Annotated in this window: 17 protein-coding genes; 12 read left to right on the top strand and 5 right to left on the bottom strand. The window is 40.9% G+C overall.

Annotation, left to right across the window (positions count from 1 at the left end; translation table 11 throughout):
* Nucleotides 1-11: 11 nt before the first annotated feature.
* The 9 genes from BLV50_RS06340 to BLV50_RS06300 all read left to right on the top strand — a co-directional run bounded on the left by BLV50_RS06340 (nt 12) and on the right by BLV50_RS06300 (nt 8,947).
* Nucleotides 12-1,238: a cytochrome P450 family protein gene (locus BLV50_RS06340; RefSeq protein ID WP_090806530.1), complete on the top strand. Its 1,227-nt coding sequence runs from the start codon at nt 12-14 to the stop codon at nt 1,236-1,238.
* A gap of 242 nt (nt 1,239-1,480) precedes the next feature.
* Nucleotides 1,481-2,683 (top strand): sensor histidine kinase, encoded by a 1,203-nt coding sequence (locus tag BLV50_RS06335; protein WP_090806528.1) that lies wholly within the window; start codon nt 1,481-1,483, stop codon nt 2,681-2,683.
* Between the two features lie 16 nt (nt 2,684-2,699).
* Complete coding sequence (locus BLV50_RS06330) at nt 2,700-3,350, top strand: response regulator (RefSeq protein ID WP_090806527.1); 651 nt, start codon at nt 2,700-2,702, stop codon at nt 3,348-3,350.
* A 211-nt stretch (nt 3,351-3,561) separates the two neighbouring features.
* The gene (locus BLV50_RS06325; RefSeq protein WP_090806525.1) at nt 3,562-5,778 is read left to right on the top strand and encodes an MMPL family transporter; all 2,217 of its coding nucleotides are present in this window, start codon (nt 3,562-3,564) and stop codon (nt 5,776-5,778) included.
* 29 nt (nt 5,779-5,807) lie between these two features.
* Complete coding sequence (locus BLV50_RS06320; RefSeq protein WP_090806522.1) at nt 5,808-6,680, top strand: DegV family protein; 873 nt, start codon at nt 5,808-5,810, stop codon at nt 6,678-6,680.
* Nucleotides 6,681-7,048: 368 nt separating this feature from the next.
* Nucleotides 7,049-7,399 (top strand): Asp23/Gls24 family envelope stress response protein, encoded by a 351-nt coding sequence (locus tag BLV50_RS06315; protein WP_090806520.1) that lies wholly within the window; start codon nt 7,049-7,051, stop codon nt 7,397-7,399.
* Nucleotides 7,400-7,662: 263 nt separating this feature from the next.
* Complete coding sequence (locus BLV50_RS06310) at nt 7,663-7,980, top strand: DMT family transporter (RefSeq protein ID WP_090806518.1); 318 nt, start codon at nt 7,663-7,665, stop codon at nt 7,978-7,980.
* A 22-nt stretch (nt 7,981-8,002) separates the two neighbouring features.
* Nucleotides 8,003-8,356 (top strand): DMT family transporter, encoded by a 354-nt coding sequence (locus BLV50_RS06305; protein WP_090806516.1) that lies wholly within the window; start codon nt 8,003-8,005, stop codon nt 8,354-8,356.
* A 27-nt stretch (nt 8,357-8,383) separates the two neighbouring features.
* Complete coding sequence (locus tag BLV50_RS06300; protein ID WP_090806515.1) at nt 8,384-8,947, top strand: TetR/AcrR family transcriptional regulator; 564 nt, start codon at nt 8,384-8,386, stop codon at nt 8,945-8,947.
* A 171-nt stretch (nt 8,948-9,118) separates the two neighbouring features.
* Here BLV50_RS06300 and BLV50_RS06295 read toward each other — a convergent pair whose 3' ends face one another.
* A complete protein-coding gene (locus BLV50_RS06295) occupies nt 9,119-9,634 on the bottom strand; it encodes a PadR family transcriptional regulator (protein ID WP_090806514.1) in 516 nt (171 codons plus the stop codon).
* A 167-nt stretch (nt 9,635-9,801) separates the two neighbouring features.
* Between BLV50_RS06295 and BLV50_RS06290 the strand changes: the two genes are divergently transcribed.
* On the top strand, nt 9,802-10,770 hold the full coding sequence (locus tag BLV50_RS06290; protein ID WP_177031122.1) for an NAD-dependent epimerase/dehydratase family protein: 969 nt from the start codon (nt 9,802-9,804) through the stop codon (nt 10,768-10,770).
* Nucleotides 10,771-10,853: 83 nt separating this feature from the next.
* On the opposite strand, the gene BLV50_RS06285 is transcribed toward BLV50_RS06290, so the two are convergent.
* Genes BLV50_RS06285 through BLV50_RS06275 form a run of 3 tightly spaced genes read right to left on the bottom strand, consistent with a single transcriptional unit; the run spans nt 10,854 to nt 13,765 of the window.
* Nucleotides 10,854-11,306, bottom strand: coding sequence for an SRPBCC family protein (locus BLV50_RS06285; RefSeq protein WP_090806510.1), 453 nt, complete (start codon nt 11,304-11,306; stop codon nt 10,854-10,856).
* Between the two features lie 18 nt (nt 11,307-11,324).
* Entirely contained in the window at nt 11,325-12,962 is a 1,638-nt protein-coding gene (locus BLV50_RS06280; protein WP_218135364.1) for an FAD-binding protein, read from the bottom strand.
* Between the two features lie 50 nt (nt 12,963-13,012).
* A complete protein-coding gene (locus tag BLV50_RS06275; RefSeq protein ID WP_090806506.1) occupies nt 13,013-13,765 on the bottom strand; it encodes an SDR family NAD(P)-dependent oxidoreductase in 753 nt (250 codons plus the stop codon).
* 208 nt (nt 13,766-13,973) lie between these two features.
* Here BLV50_RS06275 and BLV50_RS06270 point away from each other — a divergent pair, with 208 nt between their 5' ends.
* Nucleotides 13,974-14,648, top strand: coding sequence for a TetR/AcrR family transcriptional regulator (locus tag BLV50_RS06270; protein ID WP_177031121.1), 675 nt, complete (start codon nt 13,974-13,976; stop codon nt 14,646-14,648).
* Between the two features lie 497 nt (nt 14,649-15,145).
* On the opposite strand, the gene BLV50_RS32415 is transcribed toward BLV50_RS06270, so the two are convergent.
* Nucleotides 15,146-15,304 (bottom strand): YjzC family protein, encoded by a 159-nt coding sequence (locus tag BLV50_RS32415; RefSeq protein WP_143038097.1) that lies wholly within the window; start codon nt 15,302-15,304, stop codon nt 15,146-15,148.
* 470 nt (nt 15,305-15,774) lie between these two features.
* Between BLV50_RS32415 and BLV50_RS06265 the strand changes: the two genes are divergently transcribed.
* Nucleotides 15,775-16,614: a hypothetical protein gene (locus BLV50_RS06265; RefSeq protein ID WP_079697472.1), complete on the top strand. Its 840-nt coding sequence runs from the start codon at nt 15,775-15,777 to the stop codon at nt 16,612-16,614.
* Nucleotides 16,615-16,624: the final 10 nt, after the last annotated feature.

The following is a 16,624-nucleotide window of genomic DNA, read 5'->3' as shown; positions in this document are numbered from 1 at the left end:
GAGGTACATCGATGTTTAAAAGCGAGAATCAGAGCAATCCCAATTCAAAGATTGACTTTATGGATCATTCTTTTATTCAAACACCTTTTCCGGTATACGAGAAGCTCCGTACGGAAGAGCCTGTTCACCGTTTTTTGCTTCCAGGTGGTCATTGTGCGTGGATGGTATCGCGTTATGAGGATGCAGTGAAAATTTTGATGGATGGGCGATTCGTCACAGGTCACCCACAACAGGGCCAGACCGGGGAACAAGGCCCACCTCATATGGAGATTATTTCTCATAACTTGATCAGCGTGGGTCCTGAAGATCACCGCCGATTGCGTCGACTAATCCAAAAAGCATTCACCCCTCGTATGATAGAACGGTTGCGTAGTAGAATTGAGGAAATCAGTAATGAATTGTTGGACAAGGTTCTTACTTCTGGCCAACGTGAAATTGATTTAATCGAAGAGTATGCTTTCCCGCTCCCCATTATCGTTATCTGCGAAATGCTGGGTGTACCATTGAAAGATCAGGATAAATTTCAATTGTGGTCGAACACAATCATGGAGAGCGTTAGCAATCCGCAGATGAACCAAGCAAGCGATCAGGTCATGAAAGCATTTGTAGATTACTTGCATGAAATGATTACTGAACGTCGCAAGCACCTGAAGGAAGATTTGATTAGTGATCTCATCAGAGTTGAAGAGGAAGGAGATAAGCTCACAGAGCAAGAATTATATGCACTTGTATTTGTCCTTATAATCGCAGGACATGAAACTACGGTGAACCTGATTGGTAACGGTGTACTCGCTCTTTTGGAAAATCCAGATCAGAAGAGATTGTTAATCGAAAACCCTGATTTGATTCAATCCGCTATTGAAGAAGTATTACGATTCAACGGACCTGCTGAAGTAAGTAATATCCGTTGGGCAACGGAAGACGTTGAGTTTGACGGAAATCTGATTCGCCAAGGGGACATGATGCTTGTTGCTTTATCTTCTGCGAATCGGGATGCTAATCAATTTGAGGAACCGGATAGATTTAATATTACTCGTCAAGTCAATGACCATATTGCTTTTGGCAAAGGGGTACATTACTGTCTTGGTGCACCGCTTGCCAGACTTGAAGGAGAGATTGGAATTAACGCGCTGCTTCGCAGACTGCCAGAGATTCAACTGAATATAGATTCACAGTTACTGGAGTGGAGACCAGGCATGATTATTCGTGGTTTGAAGTCATTTCCTGTAACGTTCTGACGCGGAGTGTAAACAGTTGAATAAGCACACTAACTAGACATAAGCCATCTCGAATATTCTGATATAAAATACTACTTCCGAGATTCAATTAAAATTGAATAATATAGGTACGGCCTGAAATAGGGATAAGTTTAATACCTTCTCAGGCCGCTTCACAGCTTTTCGAAATGTACGAAAGGGCATGCACCAAAGTACATATATCTTATATAATCCGTATTATAATGTGAAGGAGAGGTGATTTTATGAATAATATGTCCAGCCAACCCCGTTTCCTTCACTCCAATATTGGAGAAGATTATGATAAAATTACTGCTTCACGCCTTCCCATTATCATATGGATTTTACTTGTAGCAATAGTAACTGTAGTTATGCAAACCATGTCTGTCCCACTATTCGTATCTACCTTCTTTTTTATAGCTATCATGATTCTTCACATGTATGTTTACTGGCGTGTAAGTGATGTTATCGAACGCTCCAGAGTTTTATATCTGCTTATCCAAGCGAGCTTCATATTTAGCAGTGCCACATTGATGCCCGACGGGCTTCCCGTCATACTTATTGGCTTAATCCCCGTTTTAATAGGACAAACCGTAGCAATTTTTTTTGAAACCAAAAAAATAGTCTTCGTATCTTTTGTACTGTATCTCTTTTTTTGCCTGGTTACCTTATGGATCAAGGATGTAAAAGATTTAATTTTGTTTATTCCTTTACTTTTGCTAATGATTGTAGTCGTTATGGCTTACGCACTACTCTACTATAGGCAAGTTAATGCACGAGTACGTACACAGACATTTCTACGTGATCTGGAACTGACCCACCAGAAGGTAGAAGAACTGACACTTGCCAACGAGCGTCAACGAATGGCGAGGGATCTACATGATACATTAGCTCAGGGGCAGGCCGGACTAATCATGCAACTGGAAGCGGTAAACGCATACTTAAACCGAGGGAGTATCGAAAAAGCTCATGAGATTGTTCTGTCATCCATGGCTCAGGCGAGACAGACATTGGGCGATGCGAGAAAAGCAATTGACGATCTAAGAACGAGAGCTACACCTGCCGTAAACTTTAACGAAGCGATTCAGGATCAGTTACAGCGCTTCAGGCTGGCGACAGGAGTTAATATAAAGTTAGAGTTGAATATAAAATCGGCTCTGTCAGGAGCCAGAATGGAGCATGTATTGCATATTTTGAGTGAAACACTGACCAACGTGGCACGTCATGCCCAAGCCAATCAGATTTCTATAAACGTTTGGGATAATCAACAAGAATTCCATATGGTCATTAAGGATAATGGGAGAGGCTTTAACATTGGGAAAATCGGTATGGAGACAGGACACTACGGTCTGATCGGCATTTATGAACGGGCTCGGCTGATAGGTGGGCATATTCATATCGAGAGTAACAGTGAAGGGACCACCATAGATCTATCTATACCTGTATAGTATGGGAGGGTAAATAATGAAGCACAAAGTTCTAATTGTAGATGATCACTGGGTTGTTCGTGAGGGGATGAAATTAATTCTGGGAACCGATGACAATTATGATGTCGTCGGAGAAGCTGAAGAAGGTAAGGCAGCCTTGAAACAGATGGATGAGCTGAAGCCAGACGTCATTCTGATGGATCTGAATATGCCCGGGGGATTGAGTGGACTAGATACTTTGAAGATTATGAACGAAAAACAGATTGAGATTCCCGTTATTATTCTGACCACTTACAATGAGGACGAGCTTATGATCAATGGGCTGGGGCTTGGAGCCAAAGGATATCTGCTTAAGGATACAAGCAGAGAAAATCTATTTCGTACACTGGAGTCCGCTCTGCGCGGAGAGACACTATTGCAGCCGGAAATAACGGCCAGAGTATTTGCGTATCGGCACAAACCTCTGGTTGAAGTAAAACCGAAAAACGCACTATCGTTGACTGAGAAGGAATTAATCATTCTTCAGGCAGTGGCTCGGGGGCTTCGTACCAAAGAGATTGCTTTTGATATGGGAATGGCAGAAAGAACCGTTAAAGCTCAGTTGACCAATATATATAACAAACTGGGCGTAGATTCCCGCTTGGAAGCCGTTGCCGTATCCGTCGAAAGAGGCATATTACATTTATAAATACACTGCTTGTTAACATATCAATTTCATATTTTCCAAATCAATGGTCAGCGAATACTAAAACTGCCCATTGGTGCTTCCCAAACGTACATCTAGGGCATGCCCTTATGTACGTTTTTTCTTGATCACTTTTAGATAAGATGAAATCACGAGGTTGTCCTACATCAAGATGGCCCAGATCTGTAGCAACGAAGGGAGACGTCTAAAGAATATGGCAAAATTATTATTTCGACTCGGTGAGTGGTCGGTAAGAAAAAGGAAAATGGTGATCGCAGGAGGTTTGATGATTTTACTGCTTGTGGCAGCTTTGGGTCTTGGATTGGGAACGTCCTTTACAGGAGAAATGACCATTCCGGGAACCAAATCGGACCAAGCCGGCCAAATATTAAAAGCAGAATTCCCACCTTCAGGTGATGGTGGACAAATCAGGTTGGTGTTTAAGTCCGAAAAGGGAACTCTAGAATCGGACTCGAATAAAAAATGGATAACAGATGCATTAAAAAAAGTTCAATTGGATTCATCTGTGAAAGCCTTCGTCAGTCCTTATGAGGCCGGTACGCTAAGCGCAGACAAGAAGATCGGATATGCCGATGTCACATACAGTCAACCAGCCAGTAAAGTAACCGTGGCTTCTAAGGAACATGTTCTGGATGTTGTTGAATCTCTGAATGAAATTGGAATCCAAACAGAACTTGCTGGGAGTGTTGCTTTTTCAGAACTTAAAGTTGGTGGGATCTCTGAAGTCATCGGGGTTCTAATTGCATTCATGATTCTTGCTTTCACATTTACATCTTTTCTCGCGGCAGGATTGCCGATCTTGACCGCAGGTGTTGGGCTCGGAATAGGATTAATGATCATCGTAATCGGTTCAAATGTAGTTTCCATGTCTTCGTTCTCGATTACCTTGGCTGTTATGTTGGCTTTGGCTGTAGGCATTGACTACGCTCTGTTCATTATGTCCAGGTACCGTCAACAATTAGCAGCAGGATTTGAACGTAATACAGCCATTGCCCAAGCCAATGCGACAGCAGGAAGTTCAGTTGTTTTTGCAGGTATAACTGTCATTATTGCTTTAGTAGGGCTTTCAATAGTAAAGATTCCCTTTATAACCATGATGGGATTGGCAGCAGCTATAAGTGTGTTCGTGGCAGTATTAATCGCAGTCATTTTTGTTCCTGCCGTACTCGCAGTTGCAGGAGAACGGATTACTCCAGCACGTGAAAGCAAATGGCTTCGGAAATGGTCTGGCCCTAAAAAAACAGTGCAAACTGAAAATCGGTGGGGCAAGCTTGTAACTCGGAAACCTTGGATCACTTCAATTCTATGTATCGTTTTATTAACGGTCTGTACACTCCCATTTCTGCACATGCAGTTGGGCTTGCCGGACAATGGACTGAAATCAACCGAGTCTACAGAGCGCAGAGGGTATGACTTGCTAGCAGAAGGTTTCGGAGAAGGGTTCAATGGTCCGCTGATTATTGTGGCAAGAACAGCGAATGGTGATGATCCACAAGCGGATATTGCCAAAGCAACTGCATATATCAAAGATCTACCGGATGTGGCTAGTGTATCTCCGCTGATTCCTAGCCCTTCTGGTAAGGCGGCAATTATTACAATGTTACCCAAAACAGGTCCTCATAATATTAAAACGACCGAACTGGTTCAATCCATCCGTAGTGAGGCCGATCAGGTTATGAAAGATAACAATGTCGAGATTATGGTTACCGGGGGAACAGCAGTTAACATTGATATTTCCGAGAAACTCGATGAAGCATTACCCAAATTCGCAGTACTAATTGTGGGTCTGGCTTTCATATTGCTTATGTTAGTTTTCCGTTCGATTTTAGTTCCAATAAAAGCTGTCTTAGGATTCCTGTTCACCCTGGGATCAACTTTAGGATTCATCGTTCTGGTTATTCAAGATGGCTATCTTGCAGGCCTGTTTGGAATACCCGAACCGGGTCCAGTACTAAGCTTCCTTCCGATTTTAGTTACAGGTATTTTATTCGGACTTGCTATGGACTATGAGGTGTTCTTGGTAAGTCGGATGAGAGAGGACTATAACCTTACTAGAGATGCACGAAAATCGGTACGAAGTGGTATTTCGCATAGTGGTCCTGTCGTAACTGCTGCGGGTTTAATTATGATTGCCGTATTTGCTAGCTTTATCTTTGCCGAAGATGCCATTATCAAATCGATGGGACTTGCGCTAGCCTTTGGTATTCTGGTCGATGCATTCGTTGTTCGGATGACGCTTGTTCCGGCGGTGATGACACTATTAGGGCGAAGTGCCTGGTATTTGCCGAAGTGGCTAGACCAAATTCTTCCTAATATCGATGTTGAGGGAGAATCTGTAATGAAAGATACTCATTCTGTCAATACCTCAATTACAAATAAAGAAGAACAGAAAGTTCATCTTAATGAGTAAAGAGAGCTCAGGATAGGGGGAGGACTAGTATGTCGAAAGTACGCATTTTTGCAGATAGTATCTCAGATGTTCCACAAGATTGGATTGACAAATATAATATCGGAATTGTACCTTTATATATTGTGTTTCAGGAAAAATCCTATGTTGATCGAAAAGAAATCAATGCAAAAGAGATGTATAACTTGGTTGAGATATACGGCCATTTGCCAAAGACGTCTGCACCTTCTCCTGCAGATTTCATTCAAGCGTTCCGTCCAGCCATTGAGGACGGAGAGGATATACTGTATATCAGTATGTCCTCTCATCTATCATCAACATATCAAAATTCCCTGACGGCAGCAAGAGAGTTCCCAACGGGGCGGATAACGGTCTTAGATTCGTTGAATGTATCAGCCGGGGCAGCTATGAATGTACTCCTGGCAGCAAAAATGGCTTCTGAAGGAAAAAGTGCTATGTTTATCTCTGAATGGCTTGAAACAGCTCGGCATGAAATTCAATTAAATATACTCGTCGATAATCTCGACTATCTTCATAAAGGAGGGAGGGTTGGCAGCATTCAACATATGCTTGGAAGCATACTCCGGATCAGTCCCATTCTTTATGTTAAACATGGAAGGGTGCTCTCCGGAGTGAAATACAGAGGAAGTAAGGAGAGAATTGTAAAGAAACTTTTGCAGGACATCTTAAGCCATATTCATCGCATTGATCATGACCAGATTATTATTGCGCAGACACTGGAGGAGGAAACAGCAGAATGGATGCGTCACTTCATCTTAGAAGAGACCTCTATTCGCGATGTACACATCATCGAAGGAGGCTGCTCCATATGCTCTCACAGTGGTCCTCATAGTCTGGCCATCAGTTTTATTCTAAAATCGAAACCTATTGTGGAGCTTCTCTAGTGATCAATTTCATTTAAGTTAGTGATACTTTGCTTATGTTGTAGAGGCAACAGCACCTACATTCAAACTAGGGATTTGGTAGAGAAACAAGACCATGGTCTCATTAAAGGTCGCTAGATTTAGCGACTTTTTTTGTTATGGCTTTAGCCAGTTGAGTGCGTGAAATGCTTTAACAACTATAAAAAGACCGAATTACATTGGTATATTAAAATTCGTTATTTTATTCTATTTAAATATTTCTAGAGACTATAGCAATGATTTTCAAATATTTGACTGGGCCCTAAAAATAATCTATTATTTTATCAATTGATATATTTTTGTATCATTTTTTTGAGGAAAGAACCATTCATACCGAGGAGGAACAAACGATGTTAATTCAAACGATCTTGGGCAATGTTACCTTTTCTAAAGAAGTTATCTCCAAAATTATTGGCAGAACAACTATAGCCACAAAAGGAATTACCGGGATGTCTACGGGGATTGTGGAAGGGATAGCCCAGCGATTGACTGGGAACAGCTTACTCGGCGGGATTGAATTAAAAAATGCAGAGAACGGTTTGGATATCCACTTAAATATTGTTGTTGATTACGGAATCCAGATACATGAGGTTTGCAGGGAATTTCAACGGAGCTTAAAAGAATCGGTTGAGCAATTCACTGGCCTGTCAATCGGTGCAATACATATCCAAGTAGATGCTGTTTCCCTTACTGCAAAATAATTTCAAAGGAGTGTTGAAATTTGAAACCAATATCAATTGTGAACGCGAATAGAAACTCGTTAACAGGGCCTGGATTAAATCAGATGGTAAAAAGATATTCAAAACGTATTCATTATTGAGGGCGGCTGTGCAATTTGTTCCCACGGTGGTCCACACAGTCTAGCCATAAGTTACATGTTGAAGCAAGAGTCATCCCCCGAACTCACCGACAGACCATAATTTATATCATAATTAATAAATGCATATTTTAGGAGGTAAATATATTGAATCCCTATTTAATTCTAGCTTTATCTATTATAGCTGAAGTTTTTGGTAGTTCGATGTTGAAATTATCAGATGGTTTTAAAAAGTTATATCCAACGATCGGAGTGATTGTTGGGTTTGGATTAGCTTTCACAGGTCTTGCTCTTTCACTGGAACAAATCCCCTTAGGTACGGCATATGCCATGTGGGCAGGAGCGGGTACTGCGCTTACTTCAATGATTGGTATATTAGTTTATAAAGAGTCAGTTAACATACAAAAATTGGCTGGTTTAACGGGTATCATTCTTGGTGTTGTTTTAATGAAGCTTGCAGTTTGATTCGACAAATGGAGGTAACAACATGAATAAAGGATATATCTATTTATGCATTGCAATAATTGGTGAAGTTTTTGGCGCTTCCATGCTTAAAGCTTCAGAGGGTTTTACTATTTTAATGCCTGTAATTGGTTTGATTGTTGGCATGGGATCAGCCTTCGTTTTTCTATCCCTTTGTTTGAAAAAATTGCCATTAAGTTTAGTTTATGCCATTTGGTCTGGTGTTGGAACAGCTGCCACAGCACTACTGGGTGTCTTCATATGGAATGAGCCATTTGGAATACTTACTGGCGTAGGAATCCTATTCATCATCGGTGGAGTTGTTCTCCTAAACACCTCAAAAGTAGCCAATACAACTGCTACTGTTTCAAATACATGATTCTTTTGATGAAAGGGGACTATCCTGATGAAAAAAAAGATGTCAGCAATCAAGCAAGAAAGACTTAACTCCATTTTGGATATGGCTACTTCATTGCTGGTTGAGAAACCCAATGCATCGATGGTTGAGATCTCAGAAGGAATTGGAATTGGGATTGCGACCTTGAATCGTTACGTTGAGAGCAGAGAGCAATTGATGGTCTATCTGGGGATGCGAGCTATTGATGTTGTTACTGAAACGATGAACGCGATTCCTATGAATGAAGAAAACTGTGCGGACTACATCCCCCAACTTATCGAAGCTTTGATTCCTTTAGGGGACAAAATCTATTTTCTCGACCATGATGTATCGGTAGGTTACAACCAGGAAATAGAAGAGGCTGACCAGAAGCTGAGAGAACCAATATTGCATGTAATCGGTCTGCTACAGGAGAAGGGCTTCTTCCGTCCGGGGATCAGCAGAGACTGGATACTAAATGTACTTTACTCATTGCTCTTCCTAACATGGCAGCAGGTTCACGAAGGAGATATTGCTAAAAATTCAGCTGCAGCACTTGTTGTGGATACTTTTTTTAATGGGTTTAAAGCATGAGGTGAAGCATTACATATCTATTAGTTTGAGGAGAGGGGTTAAGGTCGGCGCTCATTAAGAAAAACAGAAAACTACATCCTTTGCACTCACGAGTAAATAGACATAGAACGATGTCTTCCATATGGGAGACATCGTTCTATTGTCTAACAAATCTATTTTCAGATATGCATATTACAGTTCACCAAGCATTTCATCCAGGATTTCCAGTTCGCATTCCATTTGTCTGATTGTATAACGGGAGAGCAAGGGAGAATAGGGCATATGTATTGAACTGCCTATCGTCTGAACAATTTGATTCAAGCGATGGATCTGATCAAGAATATAGGTTTTGCGATATTCAAGTACTTTCTGTTGCTGCTCAGGTCTCAGAAGATCAAAAAAAGTAAGCCTGATATAAAACTCATCGTCAGATGTCACCAGCTCAGGTGACAGATCAGCAAGAATCTTATAAAACTCCGTTTTTCCCAGTTCAGTTATGGAGTAAACGAACCGATCTGGCTTCCCCGTCTGTGCTGTTACTGTTTTTGTTACAATCTCACTTGCCTCAAATTGCTTCAGCATCGGATAGAGACTGTTGTTGTTAACAGGTTTACTCCGATTCATGAGAAGATTAATATTTTTTTTGATCTCATAGCCATGCTTATTTCCTTGAATCAGTTGAGATAAGATCAGAATGCTAATATCCATGATGAAACCTCCAGTTGAGTAAACTTAACGCATATTATTGTACCCGATATGTAAAGGGAAGGAGAAGACATTTGAATGATTTAGTGAAAAATTTCACATCAATAGGTTATTTTAACCTATATAATGAATTTGTAATCATCAAAGCATAAGATCAGGAGAGTGACATCATGAAAAAAGTATTTATATTAGGTGGAACCGGATTTCTTGGCTACTATACAACGAAGGAGTTGTTGAACAAAGGATATTCAGTTTCTACTGTTTCTTTACCACCCATGCCTGCAGAAGATTTACTTCCGAAGGAAGTAGAATGCCAGTTGGGTGATATAACGGCAATGAGTGATGAACAGATTCTAGCCTTACTGGACGGCTGTTATGCCTTTGTATATGCTGCAGGAGCAGACGAACGCACAGTTCCGGATGCGCCCGCTTCGAAATTTTTCTATCAAGCCAATGTACTTCCTACTCAGCGACTTGCTCGTTTGGCAAGACAGGCTGGTATCCAAAAATTTGTATTGTTTGGTTCCTACTTTGCCCATTTCACAGAAGCTTGGCAGGACTTGAATCTGAAGAAAGACAACGCTTATCCAAGAACAAGACTTCTTCAGGAAGAGATCGCCTTTATGGAGGGTGAAGGAGAAATGGATGTCATGTCTCTTCGCTTGCCTTACATTTTTGGCCAAATGCCGGGCAGAACACCCCTTTGGACGATGTTTGTAGATCAGGTAAGAGACCAAAGCTTTGTTCCGGTGCTTGGTGGAGGTACCGCTATGGTTACGGTTCAGCAAGTAGCCGAAGCAGCAGTTGGGGCTATCGAGTACGGAACTCATCGGAGTAGCTATGCCATATCGGGAATGAATATGAAATTTAAGGATTTTTATCAGATCATTGCAGATGTTCTGGGTCAAACAGAAACTCAGATTACTGTCTTACCTTTGGAACAAATGAAACCAGGCTTTGATGAAGCCGACGCTCACGCCACAGCAGCTGGCAAAGAACATGGAATACATTTGGGCTATACAGCAATGATTCAGGATCGGGATGCTTATCTGAATCCTGAAGATACCATGTCCATTTTGAAATTTAAAGAAGCAGACATTCCTGCTGCCATTAGAGAAACCATCGCTGCATGTTTGTAAGATAACAAAACGACCAAGCTATCTTCCTTATAGAGCTTGGTCGTTTTGTTGTTTTTAAAATGATTGCACATTAGTTACAAAAGTTAACCCGCTTTTTCGATCTCAATAATTTCCGCAGCAATAGCCTCAGATAGCTCGAAAGCTGTTTTTGGAACAAAGTTTTTTAAGATCGAGTTAATCATAGGTCCCATTGCACCTTTGGCAGTGATATCGAGGTATCCTGTCATCATCGTTAAATGTTTGTTAATCGCATCCGCCTCGAAGTATCCGTTACCTGAAAAATTGTCAGATAAACCGGTTAGGTCAAAACTGACTCTCGTAGGCTCTTGCCATTGAGTAATGTCAATTTGGAGCTTTACCGTCTTTTTTACAAACCCTAAATCACCTTTGAATGACCAGGTCGATTGATGTTGGTTTAAAATTTCGTGTTCAATATAACCCGGCACAAGAGGAGCCCATTTGTTCATGTCTCTTACAAAATCCCATATTGTATGAATAGATATTTCCAATTGAATTTGATGAGAACCATTTGGCATTAGACTTGTCCTCCTTAGTTATATCGTTTTACTCTGCCGACTGCTGACAGAGATTCCTGCTAAATACCCAAATGTGAGTGCAGGTCCAAGAGTTCCACCTGCACTTGCGTAGGTTTGCCCCATAATTCCCATAGCAGCATTGCCAGCGGCGTAAAGTCCTTCTATAGGTTTACCCTTATGATCAATCACCTGAGCATTAGCGTCTATTCTTGGACCGCCACTTGTCCCCAACGTACCGTAGTAAATAGGTAGTGCATAATAAGGTGGTTGGTCGATTGGCCCAAGATTAGCCTGGGGATTTCCGCCCCCCCCTTTTAAATCTTCAAAGAAAAAAGTGCCTCGGTGGAAATCGGGATCTTCACCTTGTGTTGCATATTGATTAAAGCGTGTAACGGTCGCTTCAAGCCCATCCGCATCTATCCCGATTTGTTGTGCCAAATCTCGCAGGTTATCCGCTTGATTAACCCACTCAGGCGCTTTTTCTCCAGGCATCATGGTTATAATCATGGTGTGATCCTTCATTTTCTGATCGAAAATAAGCCAGACCGGTGGTTCATTGGGCCAATCCAGAGTGACTGGATCATACGTATAAAATGTTTTCGGGAGATCGTTGTACGTGCTGCCTTCATTTACAAAACGCTTGCCATGTTTATTGACAATTATGCTGTAGGGACCTGTCCGTCCACCACCACCGAGCTGATTCAAAATATGGTCCTCATATTCAAAGGTAGGATCTTGCATTGCGGGATACCACCATGCTTCACTCATATTTCCAAGAGCTGCCCCAGCTTTCATAGCCATAATCAGTGCGTCTCCCTCATTGCCTGGAGGAGATAGGGGATGTGTAACTTGTCCCTTAAGAAATGTCTTGACCAATTCTTTATTCCATTCAAAGCCACCCGAAGCCAATATGACGCCTTTATGCGCTCCGACATAACAGGGTTCACCTTCGCGTACCATCTCTAATCCAATGATAGCTCCATCATCATCCACAATTAATTCTTTACCCGCTGCTTCAGTCCAGATCTCTACTTCTCGATCCACGAGAGCCTGAAGGAGGGAAGCGATCAGGGAACGTCCCATCGTCACTGTATTATTCTCCATACGCTCTACAATTTTCTCAAAATCGATTCCGTTAATTGCGCCCCCCTCTTCCAATGTAAGTGGAGGGAAGGTTGGATTATTTCGGATTTTGAATGCCAGATCGCCGAGTTTATCCATATTAAAGGGGAGAGGGTCTAAAGAACGCCCCCCGTGCTTTCCACCCGGGAGATTGGCATAATATTCTGGATAACCGTTAGGTACAGAAAAGCGAAGAGGGGTGTAATCATGTAAATAATCAATCATTTTGAAACCGTTATCAATAAAGGTTTCAATTAATTCAGGAGCAGGTTCTTTTCCTCCTGTTAAACGTCTTACATAAGTCAAAGCTTCTTCACGAGAATCGGAAATCCCCGCTTCACGCATATATCGATTGAGAGGTACCCAAGGCACACCGCCAGAGAAGGCAGTCGTGCCTCCCAGCTGGGCAGTTTTTTCGATAATGAGCACCTTGGCTCCATGATCATGCGCCAGGATAGCGGACACAAGTGCCGCTCCCCCGGTACCCATGACAATGACATCATATTTATAATCCCATTGCTTCAATTTATTCATTGCCATATCGTCAACTCCATTTCGCAAAATAGGGTGTAGATTCAACAATTTTATTTAGCAGTAACCCCGCCATCAACAGGCAGATCCACTCCGGTAATATAGGAAGAATCGTCTGAAGCCAGGAATAGTACAGCCTGTGCGACTTCAGGTGCCTCCCCTACCCTTGGCAAAGCAGTCTTGGACAAAAACCATTGCAACATCTGATCGTCTTGAAACAAGTGTTCGCTCATTGGCGTAGTAATGTAGCCCGGATAGATTGAGTTAACCCGGATATTTTGTGGTCCAAAATCGACAGCTGCAGCTTTCGATAACATCCGCACTCCACCTTTGGAAGCTGTATACGCACCTGCGCCACTACTACCTGTCAAGCCGGCAATAGAGGAGATATTAATAATGGAGCCCGATCCATTATTTTGCATCTGAGGGATGGTGTGTTTCATACCCAGAAAGGTCCCGGTCAGATTGATATCAATGGTTCTTTGCCATTGCTCAACGGTCGTTTCAAGCATGGCAACCGGAAGTGAGATACCGGCGTTATTCACGAGCACATCAATTTTACCAAAACGTGAGATCGTTTCCGAAACAACATGTATCCAATCTTCCTCAGAAGCAACATTGTGCTTCATGGCAAGGGCGATTCCACCTTCCTTTTGGATGCTTTCAGCAGCTGTCAAAACCGCTTGTTCATTAATATCTGTAAGAACTACTTTTGCACCTTCTTTGGCTAGAAGCAATGCTTCCTCCAGACCCATACCACTTCCTGCACCTGTCACAATGGCTACCTTATCATTTACGCGTGTCACAATAATACCTCCTATAGTATCTTCAATTAATATGGTGAGATTATGTAATATCATGATGATAGTTAATTATATCACCATACCTTTTAAGAGACAAATTTGTGTTACTGAATACTCGAACAGTCACTATCCGTCAACGTTGGAGCTCTTGCAGGTGACGGGAAGCAGGGGTATACTTTTCACAGTATTAAGCTGGAAAGGAAATATGCCAATGAATCCAAAAGATAGATACCAAAAAGAAAGAGCAGAAGCGAAAGAGCAGAGACAAATTCATATTATTCAATCTGCCAAAGCTGTCTTTTTGAGAAAAGGAATTGAGCGGTCTACAATGAATGACATTGCTGAAGAAGCGAATATTGGCATTGCCACGTTGTTTCGATACTTCCCTAAGAAAGAACAGCTTGCCAGACTAATCGTTATTCAGGTTTTGAATGAAACGAGGGACGTGTTTAATCAAATATCGGACATGCAAGGAACCTGCCTTGATAAAATGGATCAATTACTAGATTACTTTATATCATTCATGAATAAGGACAGCAATTTGGGAGTAATCATTTTTGAAGATCTTTTGAATGGTGCTATGCACTCATCATTGGATGTGGCTCAAATAGAGGAGATCAATGTTGTTCAACGTAGTATTTCTGCTGAATTCAACAAGATTATTATGCAGGGAGAACGCGATGGGACCGTTAGACACGATATTCAACCGAGCGAGCTTCTGACAACAGTGATTAACGCATTTGGGTTATTCTCCAGTAAATTGTCCCTCCATCAGAATATACCTATGCTCGAAGCAGATGTGGAACCTCGTCAACAATTAATGCTGATGAAACAGATGATCCTACATTACATCCAGCCCCCGTTGTGCCATGAGGGTGAAATCTGAACAAAAATTCTGAATAGCGAGTACCCTATTAGAAAATAACTATCGATTAAACTTTGTTACGTAATCGACAGTATAATGGAGGAGAATTGAAGAAAGCCAGAAAGAAAGTACCTAATGGTTGGCTGATCAGCAGTAATTCTATGACGAATCTGATATAAATAAAACCGTATACTTTACGAGGAATAGCTGGTATTATCCCCTTTAAGTAGACACTTGAAAAAACCTTCATGTTATCATGAAGGTTTGGTTTTACCCCCTCATGGAAACCAGAGGGGATTTTTTATTCATGCATATGGGCACACGGGCAGGAACTACAAGTATTTTTTCATTATATGCTAGACAGTGAAAGACACGTATTGTCTGAATCTAGAAAGCTCGAAAAGATAAATGATTCCTTTTTTATTTACTACCCTAAAGAGGATGTTCTTTTAAAATACTATTACTAAAATTAATTATTCTTCTTCTTTATAATAAAAGAGGGCGTAGCCCTCTCATTACTATTGTTTTTTGTATGTTTGGTTTTTCTTTGGAGTTGGTGGAAGCGTATCACCTTGCTTTACAGTAACACCGGTTTTAATCGTACCACCTCTCGGACCAAGAACTTTATAATCTCCTGTTTTTGGGGCTGAATTACCTGACTTTAATGGCTTTGACATGTTATCACCTCCTTGTACTTTCTTTTACGAAACACTTAAGTACAAGTTTCTAATTACTATGTTAGAAGAATTAAATAGGGAAGATGGATTATGTGTCAAAAGGCGATAAGTAGCCTCAGGACAGGTTGTAATCAACCAAGTTTCTAATTATAATGCATATATAGGTGTAAGTGCTTCCAGGATTACAGGAGTCGTTTGATGATGAAACGTAGTACGGAGAAGCTGATAAAATGGTGTTGGATTTTTTGGGTAACGTTTCTGCTGTATAAATTAATTAGTCATTAATTAAAGAACAAAGTACGTACACCTATTAATTAAATCTAAATTCCTGGAACCTCCTCTTATTTTAAGGGGAGGTTCTTTAAACATAAAAATAATACTCTCATTGTTTTTTCAAAATATCCGTTGTATAAAACAAATAACAATGGTCAATACCACTCACTAATCTGATCACAAAGGAGAATAGATTAGTGAGTATAGAGAAAATCATTCAATTTGTTCAATCATCACAATATGAGCAGATGAACTCCACAGGTGCAAAAATACACTTGCTGAGACAAGTCATTGGTGAATATCAATCATCCCTGGGACTTCAACGACTTGAATGGACTGAGCATGGCGTTGTTGGAAAATTCCTTGCAAATAAACACTATGATATGAAAAATCCACAATTATTCGACTTATTAGAGAATCATGGAGTTCTGTCGAAAGTGGTCCGGATTAAATTAAAACAATTAAATGAGACAGAGAAATTATTGCTTCAAGAATTCAGTACGGCTGGCAACGCATATTTAAGATTTACTCCAATTAGAGGAATTGGTGGTCACAGTGAAGAGGAACTCAGTGTATACAGAAAGAATTTAACCAACAAAAACATATATGACCTCTTAGGCCAATGGAAGCATTATAAAAGGATATACTCTAGCTTTGTTGAACAGTGGGAATCTATACGTAATCTGGCATGTAAGGAGATGTTGCGTACGAATCAGCACAAAGTAACCTTATCTGTAGGAAAGCTAAGTGTAGTAATTCCAGATCCAAATATTGATACCGATGCTGCATATAAAATGGGAGGGGGTAAGCTACTACAACGAAGTGGAAAGATTAATATGGAACAAGTAAGATTATATGCAGCTAGAGGATACTTTTCTTTGTCACAAGTGTATGAGCATCTATATGTGAAGAACATCCAAACGAAATATTTGCTTTTAACATTAATAAGTGAGCGTAATATGATGGAGGGATTAGTACAGCAGAATAATAAATACTCTTGGATTAACATACAAAGTGAAGCAACCTGGAAGGAATAGATGAAACACA

It is taken from the genome of Paenibacillus sp. 276b, from assembly GCF_900107875.1.
GTDB lineage: Bacteria > Bacillota > Bacilli > Paenibacillales > Paenibacillaceae > Paenibacillus > Paenibacillus marchantiae.
Note: the sequence above shows the minus strand (reverse complement) of the source record. Positions and strands in the feature narration are given on the sequence as shown.